Source organism: Pseudoduganella violaceinigra DSM 15887 (assembly GCF_000425385.1).
Classification (GTDB): Bacteria; Pseudomonadota; Gammaproteobacteria; order Burkholderiales; family Burkholderiaceae_D; genus Rugamonas; species Rugamonas violaceinigra.
Window position 1 is genome coordinate 265,305 of sequence record NZ_KE384356.1, and the last position, 18,414, is coordinate 283,718.

The following is an 18,414-nucleotide window of genomic DNA, read 5'->3' on the forward strand; positions in this document are numbered from 1 at the left end:
GTCAGATTTCAACCTGCGTGCCGAGTTCAATGACACGGTTCGGCGGGATCTGGTAGTAGTCGGCCGCCGCGCGAGCGTTGCGCGACATGGCCACGAACAGATGCTCGCGCCACGGGGCCATGCCGTCGCCCGGTGTCGAAATCACGGTTTGGCGGGCGATGAAGAACGAGGTTTCCATCATCTCGAACTTCAGGCCTTTGGCTTCACATAGCGCCATGATGGCCGGCACATCCGGCTCGTCCTTGAAGCCGTAGTTGATGTTCAACTGATAGCACTCATGTCCCAGCGGCGTGACCTTTACCTGCTCCGCAGGCGGTACATAAGGTTCTTCGATAATGTGCACGGTGAAGAACACCACGCGTTCATGGATCACCTTATTGTGAGAGAGGTTATGCAGCAGCGCATGCGGCACGCCATCGCTCTCGCCGCGCAGGAAGACTGCCGTACCGGGTACACGCGTCGGCGGATCCGTGAACAGCGAATCGAGGAAGGCTTCCAGCGGAATCGCGTGCTTCTCCAGGTTCTTGAAGACAAGGCCACGGCCCGTGCGCCACGTCAGCATGGTCGTAAATAGCGCCGTACCGAGCAGCAGCGGGAACCAGCCGCCGTGGAACAGCTTCAGCGAAGTCGCGGAGAACAGCGTGATATCGATGACAATGAAGAAGCCGGTCGCACCAAAGCACAAGGCCAGCGGCAGATTCCAGCGGTAACGGGTCACGAAGAAAGTCAGGATCGTGGTCGCAAGCATGGTCGCCGTGACCGCGATGCCGTAGGCGCCGGCCAGCGCATCCGAAGACTGGAACCCTACCACGGCAATCAGCACGACAATCAATTGCAGCCAGTTCACAACAGGAATGTAGATCTGGCCCATTTCGCTTTCCGAGGTGTGCTGGATGCGCATGCGCGGCAGCATACCCAGCGCGATGGCCTGCTTTGTCATCGAGAAGGTGCCAGAAATCGTCGCCTGCGATGCAATCACCGTAGCGGCCGTCGACAGGATCACCAGAGGGATCACGCTCCAGCTACCCAATTGGTTGAAGAACGGGTTGGAAATCACCGTCGGATCCTTGATCAGCAGCGCCCCCTGGCCCAGATAGTTCACCGCCAACGCCGGGAAGCAGACCAGGAACCAGGCAAAGCGGATCGGCTTCTTGCCGAAGTGACCCATGTCGGCGTACAAGGCTTCCGCGCCGGTGAACGCCAGCACGACCGCACCGAGGGCCACGAACGCCACCATCCCATGCGAGAACAGGAAGGTGAACGCATGCACCGGATTCAGCGCTGCCAAAATCGCCGGCTCTTTGACGATATTGACGACGCCCATCGCCGCCAGCGCCACAAACCACAGCGCCATAATTGGGCCAAAGAAACGGCCGATGCCGGCCGTCCCGTGGCGCTGCACGGCGTACAGGCTGACCAGCACAAGGATGGTGAGCGGAACGATGAATTTTTCCAGGCCGGGCGCGGCAACTTCCAGACCCTCGATCGCCGAGAGCACCGAAATCGCCGGCGTGATCACACTGTCGCCGTAAAACATGGTCGCGCCGAACGTGCCAATCAACAGCAGCGGGAAATGCCATTTCGGCGCAGCCTTGTGCACCGAGTTCAGTGCCAGCGCCATCAGGGCCATGATGCCGCCTTCGCCGCGGTTATCGGCGCGTAACATCAAGGTGACATATTTAAGGGAGACAATCATCGTCAGGCCCCAGAAGATCAGGGAGACGATTCCGAGGAGGTTTTCCTGGTTCAGCGGCAGGCCATGGGCCGGGTCGAAGATGGTTTTGAGGGTATAGAGGGGGCTGGTACCGATATCGCCATAGACAATGCCAATGGCTGCAAGCGTCAACGCTGCGACGCTGCTTTTCTTATGTTCAGACAAGATTTCACCCAAAAGTGGTTTTGGTGCATCGCACAATAGGCCAGTTATCGGCCTTTTGCAAGTTTTTTACATCGCCGGTGAAAAATTGGCGAATGTGCTATTTTCCACCTTTACGCAAAGAAAATCACTGCTCTCATGAATACCGGCATGCTGTACGCCGCAGGCGCTTTCCTGTCCTGGGGACTCTTCCCGCTCTATTTCCATGCGATCAAGAATGTGCCCGCGTCGGAAATCCTCGCGCACCGCATGGCTTGGTCGCTGGTCTTCCTGATGCTCGTGCTGACCGTGCGCCGCCAATGGAAATGGCTGCCGGACGTGTTGCGCAAACCCAAGGTGGTGGCCAGTTTCCTGGCCAGCGCTTTCCTGCTGAGCGCGAACTGGTTCGTCTACATCTGGGCGGTGAACAACGGCCATGTGGTGGATGCCAGCCTGGGCTACTTCATCAATCCCCTGGTGAATGTGCTGCTGGGCATGCTGGTGCTGAAGGAAAAGCTGCGCCGCGGCCAATGGCTTGCAATCGGCGTGGCGGCCACCGGCGTCGCCTGGCTGACCTGGCAGGCTGGCCAGGTACCCTATATCGCCCTGGTGCTGGCCCTGAGCTTTGGCGCCTATGGCCTGCTGCGCAAAACTGCCGCGCTGGCGGCGCTCGAAGGACTCTCGTTTGAAACCCTGATCCTCTTCCCGCTGGCGGTGGCCTACCTCGGCTGGCTGGTGGTTCACGGGCAGAGCGTGTTCCTGAACGCCGAGTCCGACAGCACGCGTTGGCTGCTGGCGGCTGCCGGCCCAACCACGGCCATTCCGCTGCTGCTGTTTGCGGCCGGGGCGCGCCGCATCCCGATGTCGGTGCTGGGGATGTTGCAATACATGTCGCCTTCGCTGCAAATGCTGCTCGGCGTTTGGGTCTTTCACGAGGCGTTTTCATCCACCCGCCTGGCAGGTTTCCTGTTCATCTGGAGCGCGCTGCTGATCTACATGCTCGAGGGTTGGTTGATCAGCAGAAAAACGACTTGAGTGTCGAGAAACTTTACATCGTTTGGTACTCGCATAACTGCAATTTCCATCGCTCAATAAAGTTTCGCATACGGATCAAGGACATGCGTAAAGGAAAGGCCTTCGGGCACACTTTATGCTTATCAGTTGGTATCCAATAGTCCAACATGGAGTCGTCAATGAAAAGCACAAGAATCGTCGCCGGTATCGCCGCCCTGCTCTGCGCTGTATCCGCACAGGCCGCTCAAATTTCGCTCACCAGCACGGTCTTGCTCGGCAATACGCTGACGAACGGTCAAAGCCAGAATGTCCAGGTCAACGTGAACAGCTTGCTTGCCGGCACCGGTTTTGCCAGCAATTCGATCGTTTCCGGCTTGCTGACGGTGACCGGCTTCTCCGATCCGGATTACGCCCCCGTGTTTGCGACCGGAGGCGGTGGCTATGTCCAGGAAGCGACTACCACCCACCAGTACAAGTCCTGCAACCCCAACGGCAAGAACTGCACGACCAAGACGGTGACGGACAAGAACCACGTCAAATACGCAACCAACAATCACCTCGACCTGGTGGCCGACACCATGGTGGTCAAGGCGGGTGACGCGTCCGAAAGCGATTCGGTCAGCGACTTTAACGAGAGCACCACCGATTACGGCAGCCGGGTATGGGAAAAGACCACTGGCAGCGACAATGGCGGCTATAACTTCTTTTACCACCGCAACCGCGACCATTACCTGTCCGTCAGCGGCGCGCTGGAAGTACTGCTGGACCTCGACGCCAAGGCCCTGGGCGACCTCGGTGCGGATGGCATCCTGAACCTGTCCATCAGCTCCTATCTGGGCCAGTTCAAGGTCTACGACGTGCGCCTGGACTTCGTGGCCGAAAAAGCCAACCCGGCCGACGACGTGCAGGTCCCTGTTCCGACCAGCCTGCTGCTGACCGGCCTGGGCCTGGCTGCCCTGGCTACGGTGCGCCGCCGCAAGGCATAAAAAGCCGCTCCCCGGCATGGAAGAAACCCGGCAAGCGCCGGGTTTTTTTATGGGCGATTGGTTAAAATCGCTACCCCAAAAGTCGGAATGCAAGGTTGAAATGCACATCAGAACGGCGATCATTGCCATTATTTGTTTGTTCGCTGCGGGATCGGTCCCGGCTGGCGAGTTGTCCAGCTTACGCGTAGATCTTGACGGAGATGGGAAAGCGGAAATCATCAAAGTTTCGACGTTTCCGACTCCGGAAGCCGGCCGCTCGCGGGCTGCTGTGACAATTGGCACTGCAAAGTATTCTGCCGAGTTCTTTTCCGCCGAGCTCGATGTTCCCGAATTACGCGTAGTCGCGCTTGACCGCGAACGCCGACAACGGCAACTCCTCCTCACAACCCAGGAGCCGGCTTGGTGCATTCACCATTTGCTGTCCTATGTGGGGCATAAACTTATTCCACTCTTGAAATTCAACTCTGGTCCGACTTGCCAAGCCCCACTCACCAGCGGTGGTGAGGTCAGAGTCACTACCTGGCAAGGTTTTTGGGACAAAGAAGACCGGTATTTCTTGAACTTGGAGGGTACCGCGCTTGTCGCAGTAAAAGATAACAAGTTCAGCCTTTCCGCCTCTGGCGCTGCGGCGAAAACGTTTCAATTGCAAGGCGCAGAGTGCCCGGCAAAATCGGTTCTGCCAAATGCGTACGTCCGCGTAACTCTCTATGACGCCGAATCCAGGAGCTATCGCGTAGAAACGTCGGATGGCGGTTGCGGCTGGCTTCCCGCTGTCGACGTGGACACAAGCGACGGACTGATCAAAGAATTGCCATGGGCCGGCTGACCGTTGTTTTGCTAAACTAGCGCCTTTACGAACCGACAAGAACACATACCGTGGCCAATTACGTCTATACCATGAACCGCGTGGGCAAAATCGTCCCACCGAAACGCCAGATTCTGAAGGACATTTCGCTGTCTTTCTTCCCGGGCGCCAAAATCGGCGTGCTGGGCCTGAACGGCTCCGGCAAATCCTCCCTGCTGAAGATCATGGCGGGCATCGACACCGATATCCAGGGCGAAGCACGCCCGATGCCGGGCCTGAACATCGGCTACCTGCCGCAGGAACCGCAGCTGGATCCTGAAAAAACCGTGCGCCAGGAAGTGGAATCCGGCCTGGGCGAAGCCTTCAACGCGCAAGCCCTGCTGGAAGCCGTGTACGCCGCTTACGCTGAAGAAGATGCAGACTTCGACGCCCTGGCCAAGGAGCAGGAACGCCTGGAATCGATCATCGCCGCGGCCGACGGCGGCAACCTGAACCTGCAGCTGGAAATGGCCGCCGACGCGCTGCGCCTGCCACCGTGGGACCAGAAGATTGGCGTGCTGTCCGGCGGTGAAAAGCGCCGCGTGGCGCTGTGCAAGCTGCTGCTGTCCAAGCCTGACATGCTGCTGCTCGACGAGCCGACCAACCACCTGGATGCCGAATCCGTGGAATGGCTGGAGCAATTCCTGGTGCGCTTCCCAGGCACCGTGGTCGGCATCACCCACGACCGCTACTTCCTGGACAACGCTGCCGAATGGATTCTGGAACTGGACCGCGGCCATGGCATTCCATGGAAAGGCAACTACTCCTCCTGGCTGGACCAGAAGCAGGCCCGCCTGAAGCAGGAAGAAGCCACCGAATCGGCACGCCAGAAAGCGCTGCAGAAGGAATTGGAATGGTCGCGCCAGAATCCGAAGGCACGCCAAGCCAAGTCCAAAGCCCGTATGGCGCGTTTCAATGAACTGAGCGAATACGAATACCAGAAGCGCAACGAGACCCAGGAGATCTTCATCCCTGTGGCGGAACGCCTGGGTAACGATGTGATCGAGTTCAAGAACGTGACCAAGTCGTTTGGCGACCGCCTGCTGATCGACAACCTGTCCTTCATCATCCCGCCAGGCGCGATCGTCGGCATCATCGGCCCGAACGGGGCCGGTAAGTCGACCCTGTTCAAGATGATCGCCGGCCTCGAGCAGCCGGACAGCGGCGAAGTGGTCATCGGCAAGACTGCCAAGATTTCCCTGGTGGACCAGAGCCGCGACAAACTGGACAACGAGAAGACCGTGTTCGAGGCAGTGTCCGGCGGCGCCGACCTCCTGAGCGTGGGCCGTTTCGAAATGCCGTCGCGCGCCTACTGCGGCCGCTTCAACTTCAAGGGCTCGGACCAGCAGAAAATCGTCGGCAACCTCTCCGGCGGTGAGCGTGGCCGGCTGCATCTGGCCAAGACCCTGCTGATGGGCGGCAACGTCCTGCTGCTGGATGAACCGTCCAATGACCTGGACGTGGAAACCCTGCGTGCGCTGGAAGATGCGCTGCTGGAATTCGCCGGTTCCGTGATGGTGATTTCCCACGACCGCTGGTTCCTGGACCGTATCGCGACCCACATCCTGGCCTTCGAAGGCGATTCCCAGGTCAGCTTCTTTGCCGGTAACTACCAGGAATACGAAGCCGACAAGAAGAAACGCCTGGGTGAGGAAGGTGCCAAGCCAAAGCGTATCCGCTATAAGCCGCTGCACGGCTAAGAAACCGGTAAGGCAGGGTCTGACCCAAGGGTCAGACCCCGTTGTGCCGAAGCCAGCGGTCAAGGTTAGCCGCGAGATCATTCAGGGTCAGACCCTTGGGTCTGACCCTGGTTTACCGGTTTTAAGAGGAAGGCAATATGCGCAAGCAATTCCTTTGCGGCCTGCTATTAGCCAGTGCAGGCGCGATCGCACACGAAGCACCGCTGGAAAAGCTGTCCTGGCTGGCCGGTTGCTGGTCGCAAACGGGGGCGGAAAAGGGCTCGGTGGAAATGTGGACCCTGCCCGCCGGCGGCACCATGCTCGGCGTGGCCCGCATCGTCAAGGATGGCAAGACGGTGGAATGGGAACACACCATGATCCGCGAAACCGAACCGGGTATCTGGTCCTATGTGGCCAAGCCGGGCCGGCAGCCGGAAGCCGCTTTCCCGATCAAGTCGATCGGCGATGGGGAGGTGGTGTTTGAGAACCCGCAACATGACTTCCCGCAGCGGATTGTTTACCAGCGCGATGGCGCCGATGGCCTCAAAGCGCGGATCGAAGGCGTATCGAAGGGCAAGGAAAAATCCTTCGATTACCCTATGCAGCGGACGCAATGTCCGACTGGAAGGTGAGGCGGGCACAAGGACTTGGGCAGCGCAAGGCTGCCATGGTCGCGCCCGGCCTCGATCGGTACTTTGCGGGGGGAAGCAGCTGAACTGCCCTCCCCCTCGACTCAGAAGCTTGCCTTGACGCCCAGATTGAACGCGCCTTTGCGGCGGCCCTGGTCAATGTCGTTCTTGCCGAAGTGTTCGTACTCCAGCACGCCCGAGACTTTGTCGGTGAAGGCGTATTCAGCGCCAACCGCGGCGTACAGTGCGTTACGGCTGCTATCGCCGTTGTAGGCGGAAGCCAGGCCGGTCGCGCGCACGTCGTTCTTGTTGTGCGCCACACCCAGCTTGCCGGTCAGCGCAACCTGCTGGTTGATCGGGAAGGTGCCCTTGCCGGCCAGATAGAAGGACTTGGCTTTGCCTTCGATGCTGCCGGTGCCGGCGCCGGTGGTGTAGTTGTACGACTGTTTGCCGAAGTCTACGTAACCGGCTTCCACGCCCCAGGTTTTGTCGATCTGCACGCCGCCGAAGATCTTGCCACCGTATTCGGTGCTCTTCTTGTCGCCATTGCTGGTGTCGTTAGGCAGGGTGTACTTGTTCGAATTGGCCACCACGCCGGCGCCGACATACGGCTTCAGTTCCTGCGCCTGGACAGAAGCTGCACCGAGGGCAGCGGCGGTAGCGATAAGTGCGAATGCGATTTTTTTCATGTTCGTGATCTCTCAGCAAAAGTGAATTGGACTTGCCTGTGATCGCGCTTCGTCTGAGGAAGTGCGATGGAAAACACGATAACACTGCCAAAAGTTCAAGGGGGAGACGAACTGGTAAGAATTGTGTGGAATTGTAAGTGCGCTTGAATTGCCAAGGTTCGGCACAAGATACGGACATTTGGCTTCAGATGAGCCGAAATGTGAGATTAATGCGCGCGCCGCAGGCTTGGCGCTCTTTATTGACGCCGTGCCGCCAGCAATGCTGGAGTTTTCCCGCCATCAGCAGCAGGCTGCCATCGGTCAGATCGATCTTCACGGTTTTTGGCAGCTTTTTGTGCTTCAGGATAAAGGTGCGGGTGGCGCCAAAGCTGACCGAGGCGATGGCGGGCTGCGGGCCCAGTTCCGCTTCGTCATCGCTGTGGAAGCCCATGCTGTCCTGCTCGTTGCGGTAATAGTTCAACAGCACACTGTTGAAGCGTTTGCCGCTGGCAGCCTCGACAGCCCGCTTGATCTCCAGCTGCAGCGGGGTGAACGGCAGAGGTTCAAAGGTGCGGCCGGAATAGGTATAGCGCTGCTCGCCGTACCAGGCACTCAGGCGCGGCTGCGCCACTTCCCGCCCGAATAGGAAAATCGTTTCCGCCTTCCATGCCGTTTCCTCCAACAGCCGCTGCATAACTTCAGCGTTATCCACAACGAGCGGCAGCTGCTGCATGAAATACAGTTCGCCATCCTCGATCGGAATGGGTAATAGCTCAGCTTCGGCGGAAAACAGGTCCATACACGTTATGATATCGCAATGAATAAACGTCACTTCCTTGGCGCCGTGGCAGCGGCCGGCGCCCTCCCGTCCCTGGCCGTCGCTGCGCCCAAGTCCGAACGCGGTCCGGCGCTGCTGACCGTGACCGGGGCGATTGCCAAACCCAACCGCGGCAGCTTTGACCGCGTGGCCGACCAGATGATGCAGCGCCAGCACCTGAGCTTCGACAAGGCGTTCACCTTTGATTTTGCGGCACTGGCGGCCATGCCATCGATCACCATCAAGCCGACGCTGGAATACGATAGCCGCCCGCACACGCTGTCCGGTCCGCTGCTGGCGGATGTGCTGAAGGCCGCCGGCGCGCAAACCCATGACAACAGCAAGCTGCTACTGCGGGCGGTGGATGGCTATGCTGCGGCGGTGCCGATGTCGCGCGTCAAGGCGCAGCGCTACATCGTTGCCACGCACCTGGACGGCGCGCCGATGGCGCTGGGGGGATTGGGTCCGCTATGGGCAATCTACGACGCCGATCGCGTGCCTGAGATGGCCAGCAAGCCCGTGGGCGAACGCTTTGGCGCTTGCCCCTGGGCCCTGTATCACATCGAGGTTCAGGCGTAAGCTTCGGCCAGCGACATCACCCGCGGGGTGATCTCCACCCCGATGTCGCCGAAGATCTTGTTGATGATGGCCATATTGGCTTCGGCTTCATCCACCTTCCAGCCATTGAACAGGTCGGTGCCGTCTTTCTGGAAATGCAGGTCCAGCACCTTGCCGCGGTCTTTGTGGGTATAGCCGGAGCTGTGCACTTGCTTGAAGCCGCCGGCAGCCAGCGCTTCCAGCACGGCGGTCGGTGGATTGTCCGGGTCGGTTGCCATGTACACACCGAAAGTCTTGCCAGGCGGCTTGGCGGCGATGTCAACTTCGTAGATGCCAGGCGCCTTGGTGACAGATGTGGATTTCAAAAATAACATAGCGTTCCCCTAGAACTTTATGGCATTCCCCAATTGGACTAGCTTATTGCTAATGGCTAGGTTTGTCACCAGTCCGCGCTAATCTTTTTGCTCCACCACAACAAAAGCCGGGGCAAAGGTCATTACCTTCCCTTCAACTATACTTTTGCACTGCTGATTTGCAAGGGGGCCTTAGGGTTGCCCGTTGCGTTTGCGCTCGGCCAGCGCCATGGTGGGCGGGACCAGGGCCCGGTATAGCTGGCCGGTTGCCGCGTCCCATGCCATCACCGCATCCTGTTGCCTCAGCACGGTCGCCATATCGCCGCGTGCGACGGGTCCGGTCAGGGCCGGTGCGGCACCGAGGCGGAACGCATTTTCCATCGACTCTAGCGCAAGTGGCCGCGCCAGCTCGCGCGCTACGGTTTCGGGAATGCCCGCCGCCTGGTATGAGCGCAAGGCGGCATCGATCACGGTCACCAGGTAGTTGCTGGCAAATACAGCAGCCGCGTGGTACACGGTCTTGGCGGACGCGTCGATCTGGACCGCCCTGGCGCCGATTGCGGCGAACGCCGGCAACAGGACATCGAGTGCCTGCTGGTCGCCCTCCACGCCGCAGAAGGTGCCGGCAAAGCCGGACGCCACGGCTTCCACATCGGCAAAGCTGCGAATCGGATGGACGCTCGCCACATGGGCGCCCGCCGCACGCGCGGCCTGCAATCGGTCCGACGCCAGGGCGCCGCTGCAATGGAATACCACCGCGCATTGAAGCGGTACGGCGGCGGCCAGGGCTGCGCAAGCCGGTGCGATCTGGTCGTCGGTGACGCTCAGCATATAGACATCGGCGCGCCTTGCGGCAGCGCCCGCGACACCCGGCCTTCCGGCGCCAATGAAGGCTGCAGCCTGCCCGGCGCTGCCCATTGAACGCGCCAGCACGTCCTGTATTACAAAGGCACCGGTTTGTGAAAACAGGCGCCCCAGCACACGGCCCACATGGCCGCCGCCCACGACGGAAAGGCTCAACATCAGAAACTGGACCCCGGCTGCTTGAGGAATTCGACTTCTTCCGGGGTCGACTCGCGCCCCAGGATGGCGTTACGGTGCGGGAAGCGCCCGAAACGGTGGATCACTTCGAAATGTTTCTTGGCGAAGTCGAGCATGCCGGCATAGCCCGGCGAATCGGCCGCCAGCATCGCGAACAAGTCCACGCAGCGCATCTGCATCGACAGGTTTTCCGAATGCTCGAGCGGCATGTAAGAGAATGCGCGCTGGGCCGGCGGCAAGGTCTGGTTTGCGCCCGAATCGTCGAGGGCTTTCGCCGCCTCCAGCGCCAGCTCATCGCCGGCAAAGGCCTTCGGCGTGCCGCGGTAGACATTGCGTGTGAACTGGTCGAGCACGATGATGCGCGCCAGCGTGCCCTGGGTGCCTTCATCGTCCCATTGGCGCAGGCCGCCCACCAGTCCCTGTTCGATCACATCGCCGAACTGCTGGAAGATCAGGCGATCGAACGCGTCGTCCTTGCGCCACCATTCGGGGCGCGACATATTGTGTCCCTTGGCGCCGATCGGCAGGAACCAGAAATCAAGAACATCTTGTGAGTGAATGATCAACCTTCTCTCCTAGTTGCGTGCATGGGTGACCTGGAAGCTGTCGATGCCGTCGAAATGCGTCATCTCCTCGGCGATGCGCGACAGCGGCGAGCCGCTGCGCTTGCTGAGCGCCAGCGCCACGAAGCGCCATTCCAGCTTACCCTGGTCCATGCCGATCGTCAGCGAGCCGCCGGCGATCTGGTATCCGCGCTCCAGTGCCATGGCGCGCAGCTGGTCTTCCTTCGGCTCGAAACCCGGCTTGAAGCGCATGGTGATGGCGATTGCGTGGCGCGACGGCAGCCATGCCTCCAGCTTGGACAGGAAAATCATCGACATCGCGCACAGGAAGGCCAGGCCCATGGCGCCAAGGTAGAAACCCAGGCCCACCGCCACCCCGATCACAGACGACGCCCAGATCGAGGCCGCCGTCGTCAGGCCGGAAATATTGAAGCCCTCGCGCATGATCACGCCCGCGCCGAGGAAGCCGATACCGGTCACGATGCCCTGGACCACGCGGGTCGGGTCGGTGCCGACCAGCTCCGACATATGGCCGCCGAACCACAGCGAGGGATAGCCGCACAGCACGGTCAAAGCGGCCGAGGCCATGCACACCAGCCCATAGGTACGCATGCCGGCCGCTCGGCCGTGGTAGGAGCGCTCATAGCCGACCAACAGCCCAAGCAGCAGCGCCCCGGCGATGTTCATCAGGATTACGAAATTGGTCGCCAGTTCGCCGGACGACCAGTAGGCACGCAGGAATTCTATGCTGGGCATCGCTGCCTCACTCATGTTTTTGGAGTTTTCTTCGCTGTGAGCTGCTTTTCAAATGCTACATCGAGTTTGCTGACGCGTCTGACTTTTTGCGGCCCTTGCGCGTTGACGAAGGCGACAAAATCGTCCAGCTCCATTGGCGGACAAAGGGGCGGCTGGCCCAGGCCTTCAGTCAGGAAGAAATGGCCGCTGCCGGTCATGGTCAGCGAATAGGCCTGGTTGCCGGAACGCTCTTTCAGTCGCGCCAGCGCGTTGGATGCCTTGGTGGAGCGGCTCATATTGCCTCAGTCCTTTCTTCCAGCCAGCGCAGCGCGGCGCCGCCGACATGCTTGGCCAGGCGCTGGCGCACGGTGGCGTGGTAGTCGTTCAGCCAATGGATTTCGTCTTCGCGCAGCAGGGATGTATCGACGCAGCGGGTATCGATTGGGCACAGGGTCAGCGTTTCGAAGCGCAGGAATTCGCCGAATCCGGATTCCGCAGCCGGCACGTTCAGCACCAGATTTTCGATGCGGATGCCCCATTTGCCGGGCCGGTAAATACCCGGTTCGTTGGAGGTGATCATGCCAGGCTCCATCGCCGTATGCGCTTCCGGCGGCGTCGATGGGGAAATCGATTGCGGCCCTTCGTGCACATTGAGGAAATAGCCGACGCCGTGGCCCGTGCCGTGGCCGAAATCGATGCCGGCCGCCCACAGCGGCGCGCGCGCGATCGCATCGAGCATCGGCGACTTCACGCCGCGCGGGAACTGGGCGACGGACAAGGCCATCATGCCCTTCAGGACCAGGGTGAAATCGCGCTTATGTTCCTCGGTAATGGCGCCGACCGGCACCACGCGCGTGATGTCGGTAGTGCCGCCGTAATACTGGCCGCCGGAATCGAGCAACAGCAGCCCGTCGCCTTCAATCACGGCGCTGCCCAGCTCAGGCGCGCGGTAATGCATGATCGCGCCGTTGGAGTTGAAGCCGGCAATCGTGCCGAAGCTCGGGCTGGCGAAGCCCGGACGGCGGCGGCGCGCCTCCAGCAGGTGCTGGCCGACGGCGTATTCAGTCAAAGGCTCGCGGCGCGGATCGGCCAGGGTTTGCTCCAGCCAGCAGAAAAATTCGCACAGTGCGGCGCCATCCTGCTCCATCGTGGCGCGCACGTGGTCTGCTTCCCGTGCGGTCTTGCGCGACTTGGCGAAAGTGCTTGGATTGACCGCTTCGATCACCGTGACGCTTTCGGAAACCGCCTGGCGGGTACCGAAAGTGAGACGGCGCGGATCCAGCAGCAGCGTGCTGCCTGCCGGGATCGCGGCCAGCGCCTGTGCAGCTTCCGCATATGGCGCGACGAATACATTGTCGGCGGCCAGCAGGGCTGCCAGGCCGGGGTCGATCTTGCCCGCCGCGACGAACAGCATTACGCGTTCCTGGTCGATCAATGCGTGGGACAGGAAGATCGGGTTGTAATTGACGTCCGCGCCGCGCAGGTTGAACAGGTAGGCGATATCGTCGAGCGTCGAAATGATGTGGTGGGTCGCCCCCTGACGCGCCATTTCCGCGCGCAGGGCAGCCAGCTTGGCGGCGCGGGACAGGTCGGCGTACGGGCGCTGATGCTCGTACACCGGCGCGGCGGGCAGGCCCGGACGGTCGGTCCACACCTCATTCAGCAGGTCGAGATCCGTACGCATGGCGATGCCGCGCGCCTGCAGCAGGCGGGCAATCGACAGGCCGAGCACCGCGCCATCGACTGCCAGCATCTGGCCGGGCTTCAGCGTTTCCGCCAGCCAGTCCACGTACTGCACGCTGGCGCCTGATGAAATTTTCATCAGCTTGACGCCGGTGCCGGCCAGTTCAGACTCCGCCTGGGTCCAGTAACGGCCGTCGGTCCAGACGCCCGCGAAATCCTGGGTGATGATGAAGGTGCCCACCGATCCAGTGAAATTCGACAGCCATTCACGCCCCTGCCAGCGGGGCGGCAGGTATTCGGACAAATGCGGATCGGAGGAAGGGACCATGCAGGCATCGACCTGATGACGGCGCATCGCCGCGCGCATGGATTCCAGTCTGGTGCTGATTGAATCTTTCATAGCGCAATCATACCCCGATTGCGCGGTTTCTTTGCAACAGCGCTATCTCTATGCCATGATTCTCCATCCCTTCGTTCGATGCCTGTTCCGACATCGCCGAAGGGGTTGGCATAACTCAAGTTAAAGGCAGTGAAGAATTGATACCTGAAGATGTACGCGAAGAGATCATGCGCCGGCTCGCGGCAGCGGAAGCCGAGCATAACGTAAGGATTCTGCTGGCCGTCGAATCCGGCAGCCGGGCGTGGGGCTTTGCATCTCCGAACAGCGATTTCGATGTGCGTTTCATTTACGCGCACGAGTCTGACTGGTACCTGGCCGTTGATCTTGAAGAGCGGCGCGATGTCATTGAATACGAGATCGTCGACGACATCGACCTCAATGGATGGGATGTTCGCAAGGCGCTGAGGCTTTTCCGCAGGTCCAACCCGGCGTTTGTCGAATGGATCCAGTCGCCGATCCTTTATCGTTCGCATGGGGGCTTCGCGCAAGGAGCGCGCGAATTGCTTCCTACAGTGTATTCCTGCGAGAACGGCATTTACCATTACCGCAGTATGGCGAAAACAAACTATCGCGGCTATTTGAAGGCCGAGATGGTACCGTTGAAAAAATACTTCTATGTATTGCGCCCGCTGCTGGCAGTACGTTGGCTGGAGCGCTACGGTACGGCCGCGCCGATCGAATTCGACAAGATGCTGCACCTGCTCGAGGGCGAAACGGAATTACTGGATGCCATCGCTGTGCTGCTGGAAAAGAAGAAGGCTGCGCCAGAAATGGGGCTGTCCGAACCGGTCCCATGCCTGAACCGGTTTATCGAGGCGGAACTTGCCCGCCTCGACCGGCCAGATGTGGTGCGCGACCGCAGCATTGACGTCAACACAGAACTGAACCGGCTGTTCCACGCCACCCTGGCCGAACAACGTTAGTACGCTACATGCGCGGCACGCCTTCGCGATTGACCGTAATGTAGCGCCCCGGTTCCGCCGAGAGCTGGGCGCGGTGTTCCGTGCCGCGGAATTCATAGGTCACGTCCCAGTACTGCGGTGTCCTGCTGGGCACCGCTTCGCAGCGCTGGACGTTTTCGGCGTACTGATTGCCGCTGTTGCGGCCGACATTGGAACCAACCGCGGCACCGGCGATCGCACCGCCGACGGTAGCAATGTCGCGGCCCGACCCCTTGCCTACCTGGTGTCCAAGCACGCCGCCGATCAGGGCGCCCGCGATCGCACCCGCTGTGCCGTTGTCACCCGAGGAAGTGACCTGCTGCCGTTCAACCCAGCAGCGTTGTTCCGGCGGACCGACCACGGCGCGCGCCGAGGTGATGGGCGCTTCATAGGTGCGTTCGCTTGGACGCATGCGGTACTCGTAGGTCGCTTGCGGCAACGGCTGAGGTGCGTAGGCCATTTCGTCATATCGGCGCCGGCTCGGTACGGCCCGGATGGAAGAAATGCTATTGTCCAGTCCCATGCCGCGCAATGATTCATAGCTGCCCGGACGCAGGATTTTGCACTCGCCTCCAAAATTGGGGTCTTCGCAGACTTCCCAGCGCCCGCGGTCGACCACCACCGACGAGGCACGGTCATCAAAGCCCGCCGAGCGCAGGTCGCGAATGGAACTGCTCACATTCATGGGGCGGCCACGCCAGCCCTCGCCTGGATAGAGGGTAATTTGCGCAAATGCCTGAGCGCTCAGCAAAGTCATGCCAGCCGCCAGCAAAGTTCTGATTGGAAAGTTCATGATGTCCTCCGATACAGATCAGGTGCGCCCAGCATGCCGCGATCAAGTAAGCTGGTCTGTTCGGGAACGCGCGTTGCAAAAATTAAGTTACGGTGGCTCCTGCTCTGAGCGGCTCAAGCCTCGAAGCGGCGCAGGCCGTCGAGGTCGAGGATTCGGATCCCGCCGTAATCGACCCGCAACAACCCTTCCTTTTCCAGTACCTGCAACGCCTGGTTGGCGCGCTGGCGCGAGGCGCCCGAGAGCAAGCCCACCTCTTCCTGCGAGATCTGCACCAGCCGTTCGATGCCAGGATACAAATGGGAATTAAATAGTGACGCCAGGCACCGTGCAACGCGCGTGTCCGGGTCCAGCAAGCGTTCGTTTTCCACCATACCGATGAACTGACCCAAGCGTTCGTTGAGCTGCATCAAGAGGAACCTGGTGAAGGGTAGGCTATTCTCGAGCAGGTAGTGGAAGGTGACCGCCGGCATGCGTGCAATACGGCTGTCGCGCAGGGTCATTGCGTCGTAACGGCGATGTTCGTCTTTCAGTAAAGACCCTTCGCCAAACCAGCCGCCGGGCGGAACGCCAGTAAATGTGACGCTTTTTCCGTTCGGCGAAAAGTTATTCATTTTCACCATGCCCGAAATAATGCCGATCCAATTATCGACAATTTCGCCTTTATGGCAAACATATCCCCCTTTGGGGATGAATTCCTCGTAACAGGTCGCCTCCACACGGGCTAGCTGCTCCGCTGTCAACACAGGCGCCCAGGTGGAACTGCGAATGGCTTCAATCAGGCTGGGTTCAGTTTTCATTGTTGTTGCGTCGCACCATCAAAAGTCGGCCAATTGTCTTTGAAATGACAACCTTGCGACTTAGCTCACGCTAATATCATCACACAAAAAGCCCTAGGCACCTAAAAAACCAAGGAGACACCGTGCAGGATAATCTGACGACCTTCCCTCGCAGGCTGCTTCAGCACGGCAAGGAGCGGCCGCAAAAGCCTGCGTTCCGCGAAAAGGACCTGGGCATCTGGCAGACCTGGGATTGGCAGCAGGTGAATGCCGAAGTGCGTGCACTGGCTTGCGGCCTGGCGGCGATCGGCTTCCAGCGCGGCATGAACCTGGCCATCATCGGCGACAACCGCCCGCGCCTGTATTGGTCGATGCTGGCGGCGCAGTGCCTTGGCGGCGTGCCGGTCCCCATGTATCAGGATGCTCCCGCCGCCGACCTGGCCTTCGTGCTGGAGAATGCGGAAATCCAGTACGCCATCGTGGAAGACCAGGAGCAGGTCGACAAGCTGCTCGACCTGTGCGAACAGTGCCCCTCGATCGCGCACATCGCCTATGAAGACGAACGGGGCATGCGCAACTACACGCACCAGCAACTGATGTCTTATGCCAGCCTGCAGGAACTGGGCCGCGAGTACGACAAGGCGCACCCGGGCTTTTATGAGGCATCGATCGCGGAGGGCAAGGAAAGCGATAGCGCCATCATCCTGTACACCTCCGGCACGACCGGCAAGCCCAAGGGCGTGTGCCAGACGCACAAGGCGCTGCTGTCCGCTGCCATCGGCGGTATCAGCTTCGACAAGCTGACCGATTCCGAGAACGTACTGTCCTACCTGCCGATGGCGTGGGTGGGCGACTGCCTGTTCTCCTTCGCGCAGGCGCTGACTGCCGGCTTTACCGTCAACTGCCCCGAGTCATCCGACACGGTCACCAACGATCTGCGCGAGATCGGCCCGTCCTACTACTTCGCTCCGCCGCGCATCTTCGAGAACATGCTGACCCAGGTGATGATACGCATGGAGGACGCCGGCATGATCAAGCGCAAGATGTTCCACCATTTCATGGGCGTGGCGCGCCGCGTGGGCTCCGACATCCTGGACGGCAAGCAGGTTTCGCTGGGCGACCGTATCAGCTACGCCATCGGCAATGTGCTGGTGTACGGGCCGTTGCGCAATGTGCTTGGCATGTCGCGCATCCGCGTAGCCTACACGGCGGGCGCGGCGATCGGGCCGGACCTGTTCCGCTTCTATCGCTCCATCGGCGTGAACCTCAAGCAGTTCTACGGCTCCACCGAAACCTGCGCCTATATCTGCCTGCAGCCCGACGGCGAAATCAAGTTCGACTCGGTCGGCAAGCCCGCGCCGGGCGTGGAAGTGAAACTGGCGCCGAACGGCGAAGTGCTGGTCAAGTCGCCGACGCTGATGCACTGCTATTACAAGCGCCCCGACGCGACGGCGGAAGCCATCGATGGCGAAGGCTATTTTCATACCGGCGATGCCGGCATCTTCGACAATGACGGCCACCTGCGCATCATCGACCGGGCAGCCGACGTGGGCAAGATGAACAACGGCGCCATCTTCGCGCCGAACTACATCGAGAACAAACTGAAGTTCTTCCCCTTCATCAAGGAAGCCGTGGCGTTCGGCCACCAGCGCGATAGGGTCACGGCCTTCATCAATATCGATATGGAGGCTGTGGGCAACTGGGCCGAACGGCGCGGAATCGCATATTCGGGATACACCGACCTGGCGGCGCATGAACAGACATATGCCCTGGTCAAGGAATGCGTGGAAAAGGTCAACGCCGACCTTGCGCAGGAGGCGCTGATGGCGGATACCCAGGTTCACCGCTTCCTGGTGCTGCACAAGGAGCTCGACCCTGACGACGATGAATTGACCCGCACCCGCAAGGTGCGCCGCAAATTCATCGCCGAGAAATACGCGGTGCTGATCGACGCACTGTACGGCGGCAAGGCTTCGCAATACATCGAAACCCAGGTCAAATTCGAGGATGGCCGCACCGGCACGGTGGCGGCGGACCTGCGGATCATGGACCTCACGGCAGCATAAGCGGAGAAGCCAT

General features: G+C 60.4%; 19 protein-coding genes. 8 read left to right on the forward strand and 11 right to left on the reverse strand.

The window, feature by feature from the left end:
- Position 1 precedes the first annotated feature (1 nt).
- On the reverse strand, positions 2-1,882 hold the full coding sequence (locus H597_RS0117810) for a potassium transporter Kup (protein WP_028103315.1): 1,881 nt from the start codon (positions 1,880-1,882) through the stop codon (positions 2-4).
- Between the two features lie 132 nt (positions 1,883-2,014).
- Here H597_RS0117810 and rarD point away from each other — a divergent pair, with 132 nt between their 5' ends.
- The 5 genes from rarD to H597_RS31470 all read left to right on the forward strand — a co-directional run bounded on the left by rarD (position 2,015) and on the right by H597_RS31470 (position 7,010).
- Positions 2,015-2,890, forward strand: coding sequence for an EamA family transporter RarD (gene rarD / locus H597_RS0117815; RefSeq protein WP_028103316.1), 876 nt, complete (start codon positions 2,015-2,017; stop codon positions 2,888-2,890).
- Positions 2,891-3,048: 158 nt separating this feature from the next.
- On the forward strand, positions 3,049-3,855 hold the full coding sequence (locus H597_RS0117820; protein WP_028103317.1) for a PEP-CTERM sorting domain-containing protein: 807 nt from the start codon (positions 3,049-3,051) through the stop codon (positions 3,853-3,855).
- A gap of 16 nt (positions 3,856-3,871) precedes the next feature.
- The gene (locus H597_RS0117825; RefSeq protein ID WP_154668157.1) at positions 3,872-4,681 is read left to right on the forward strand and encodes a hypothetical protein; all 810 of its coding nucleotides are present in this window, start codon (positions 3,872-3,874) and stop codon (positions 4,679-4,681) included.
- A 50-nt stretch (positions 4,682-4,731) separates the two neighbouring features.
- Positions 4,732-6,399, forward strand: coding sequence for an energy-dependent translational throttle protein EttA (ettA, locus tag H597_RS0117830; RefSeq protein WP_028103319.1), 1,668 nt, complete (start codon positions 4,732-4,734; stop codon positions 6,397-6,399).
- Between the two features lie 137 nt (positions 6,400-6,536).
- Positions 6,537-7,010, forward strand: a complete 474-nt coding sequence (locus H597_RS31470) for a DUF6265 family protein (protein ID WP_051293893.1) — start codon at positions 6,537-6,539, stop codon at positions 7,008-7,010.
- Between the two features lie 101 nt (positions 7,011-7,111).
- Here the strand turns inward: H597_RS31470 and H597_RS0117840 are convergent, their stop codons facing one another.
- Positions 7,112-7,696: a porin family protein gene (locus tag H597_RS0117840; protein ID WP_028103320.1), complete on the reverse strand. Its 585-nt coding sequence runs from the start codon at positions 7,694-7,696 to the stop codon at positions 7,112-7,114.
- 184 nt (positions 7,697-7,880) lie between these two features.
- Positions 7,881-8,474 (reverse strand): alpha-ketoglutarate-dependent dioxygenase AlkB family protein, encoded by a 594-nt coding sequence (locus tag H597_RS0117845; protein ID WP_028103321.1) that lies wholly within the window; start codon positions 8,472-8,474, stop codon positions 7,881-7,883.
- Between the two features lie 18 nt (positions 8,475-8,492).
- On the opposite strand from H597_RS0117845, the gene H597_RS0117850 reads away from it, so the two are divergent.
- Positions 8,493-9,071: a putative pterin-binding protein gene (locus tag H597_RS0117850; protein ID WP_028103322.1), complete on the forward strand. Its 579-nt coding sequence runs from the start codon at positions 8,493-8,495 to the stop codon at positions 9,069-9,071.
- Here the strand turns inward: H597_RS0117850 and H597_RS0117855 are convergent.
- From H597_RS0117855 to H597_RS0117880, 6 genes are all read right to left on the reverse strand, one after another.
- Positions 9,062-9,424, reverse strand: a complete 363-nt coding sequence (locus H597_RS0117855) for a hypothetical protein (RefSeq protein ID WP_028103323.1) — start codon at positions 9,422-9,424, stop codon at positions 9,062-9,064. The genes H597_RS0117850 and H597_RS0117855 overlap by 10 nt on opposite strands.
- 171 nt (positions 9,425-9,595) lie before the next feature.
- A complete protein-coding gene (locus tag H597_RS0117860; RefSeq protein WP_035374589.1) occupies positions 9,596-10,426 on the reverse strand; it encodes a Rossmann-like and DUF2520 domain-containing protein in 831 nt (276 codons plus the stop codon).
- Positions 10,426-11,010 (reverse strand): DUF924 family protein, encoded by a 585-nt coding sequence (locus H597_RS0117865; protein ID WP_028103325.1) that lies wholly within the window; start codon positions 11,008-11,010, stop codon positions 10,426-10,428. The genes H597_RS0117860 and H597_RS0117865 overlap by 1 nt, the downstream gene beginning before the upstream one ends.
- A 9-nt stretch (positions 11,011-11,019) precedes the next feature.
- Positions 11,020-11,763, reverse strand: a complete 744-nt coding sequence (locus H597_RS0117870; protein ID WP_028103326.1) for an MgtC/SapB family protein — start codon at positions 11,761-11,763, stop codon at positions 11,020-11,022.
- 11 nt (positions 11,764-11,774) lie between these two features.
- The gene (locus H597_RS0117875; protein ID WP_028103327.1) at positions 11,775-12,038 is read right to left on the reverse strand and encodes a hypothetical protein; all 264 of its coding nucleotides are present in this window, start codon (positions 12,036-12,038) and stop codon (positions 11,775-11,777) included.
- Positions 12,035-13,825 carry an aminopeptidase P family protein gene (locus H597_RS0117880; protein ID WP_028103328.1) on the reverse strand — a complete coding sequence of 597 codons (1,791 nt, stop codon included), beginning with the start codon at positions 13,823-13,825 and terminating at the stop codon, positions 12,035-12,037. Before H597_RS0117880 ends, H597_RS0117875 begins: the two co-directional genes overlap by 4 nt.
- A gap of 137 nt (positions 13,826-13,962) precedes the next feature.
- Between H597_RS0117880 and H597_RS0117885 the strand changes: the two genes are divergently transcribed.
- Positions 13,963-14,748: a nucleotidyltransferase domain-containing protein gene (locus H597_RS0117885; RefSeq protein WP_028103329.1), complete on the forward strand. Its 786-nt coding sequence runs from the start codon at positions 13,963-13,965 to the stop codon at positions 14,746-14,748.
- 4 nt (positions 14,749-14,752) lie between these two features.
- Here H597_RS0117885 and H597_RS0117890 read toward each other — a convergent pair whose 3' ends face one another.
- Both H597_RS0117890 and H597_RS0117895 read right to left on the reverse strand, forming a co-directional pair.
- Positions 14,753-15,559 (reverse strand): beta/gamma crystallin-related protein, encoded by an 807-nt coding sequence (locus H597_RS0117890; RefSeq protein WP_028103330.1) that lies wholly within the window; start codon positions 15,557-15,559, stop codon positions 14,753-14,755.
- Between the two features lie 113 nt (positions 15,560-15,672).
- A complete protein-coding gene (locus H597_RS0117895; RefSeq protein ID WP_035374591.1) occupies positions 15,673-16,356 on the reverse strand; it encodes a Crp/Fnr family transcriptional regulator in 684 nt (227 codons plus the stop codon).
- Between the two features lie 122 nt (positions 16,357-16,478).
- On the opposite strand from H597_RS0117895, the gene H597_RS0117900 reads away from it, so the two are divergent.
- Positions 16,479-18,401: an AMP-dependent synthetase/ligase gene (locus tag H597_RS0117900; RefSeq protein ID WP_028103332.1), complete on the forward strand. Its 1,923-nt coding sequence runs from the start codon at positions 16,479-16,481 to the stop codon at positions 18,399-18,401.
- Positions 18,402-18,414: the final 13 nt, after the last annotated feature.

Excerpts from the sequence above, each read along its gene's own strand:
- rarD (WP_028103316.1), top strand. The coding sequence starts at position 2,015 with ATGAATACCGGCATGCTGTACGCCGCAGGCGCTTTCCTGTCCTGGGGA.
- H597_RS0117820 (WP_028103317.1), top strand. The coding sequence starts at position 3,049 with ATGAAAAGCACAAGAATCGTCGCCGGTATCGCCGCCCTGCTCTGCGCT.
- H597_RS0117825 (WP_154668157.1), top strand. The coding sequence starts at position 3,872 with ATGGAAGAAACCCGGCAAGCGCCGGGTTTTTTTATGGGCGATTGGTTA.
- H597_RS31470 (WP_051293893.1), top strand. The coding sequence starts at position 6,537 with ATGCGCAAGCAATTCCTTTGCGGCCTGCTATTAGCCAGTGCAGGCGCG.
- H597_RS0117840 (WP_028103320.1), bottom strand. The coding sequence starts at position 7,696 with ATGAAAAAAATCGCATTCGCACTTATCGCTACCGCCGCTGCCCTCGGT.
- H597_RS0117845 (WP_028103321.1), bottom strand. The coding sequence starts at position 8,474 with ATGGACCTGTTTTCCGCCGAAGCTGAGCTATTACCCATTCCGATCGAG.
- H597_RS0117850 (WP_028103322.1), top strand. The coding sequence starts at position 8,493 with ATGAATAAACGTCACTTCCTTGGCGCCGTGGCAGCGGCCGGCGCCCTC.
- H597_RS0117855 (WP_028103323.1), bottom strand. The coding sequence starts at position 9,424 with ATGTTATTTTTGAAATCCACATCTGTCACCAAGGCGCCTGGCATCTAC.
- H597_RS0117860 (WP_035374589.1), bottom strand. The coding sequence starts at position 10,426 with ATGTTGAGCCTTTCCGTCGTGGGCGGCGGCCATGTGGGCCGTGTGCTG.
- H597_RS0117870 (WP_028103326.1), bottom strand. The coding sequence starts at position 11,763 with ATGCCCAGCATAGAATTCCTGCGTGCCTACTGGTCGTCCGGCGAACTG.
- H597_RS0117875 (WP_028103327.1), bottom strand. The coding sequence starts at position 12,038 with ATGAGCCGCTCCACCAAGGCATCCAACGCGCTGGCGCGACTGAAAGAG.
- H597_RS0117880 (WP_028103328.1), bottom strand. The coding sequence starts at position 13,825 with ATGAAAGATTCAATCAGCACCAGACTGGAATCCATGCGCGCGGCGATG.
- H597_RS0117890 (WP_028103330.1), bottom strand. The coding sequence starts at position 15,559 with ATGAACTTTCCAATCAGAACTTTGCTGGCGGCTGGCATGACTTTGCTG.
- H597_RS0117895 (WP_035374591.1), bottom strand. The coding sequence starts at position 16,356 with ATGAAAACTGAACCCAGCCTGATTGAAGCCATTCGCAGTTCCACCTGG.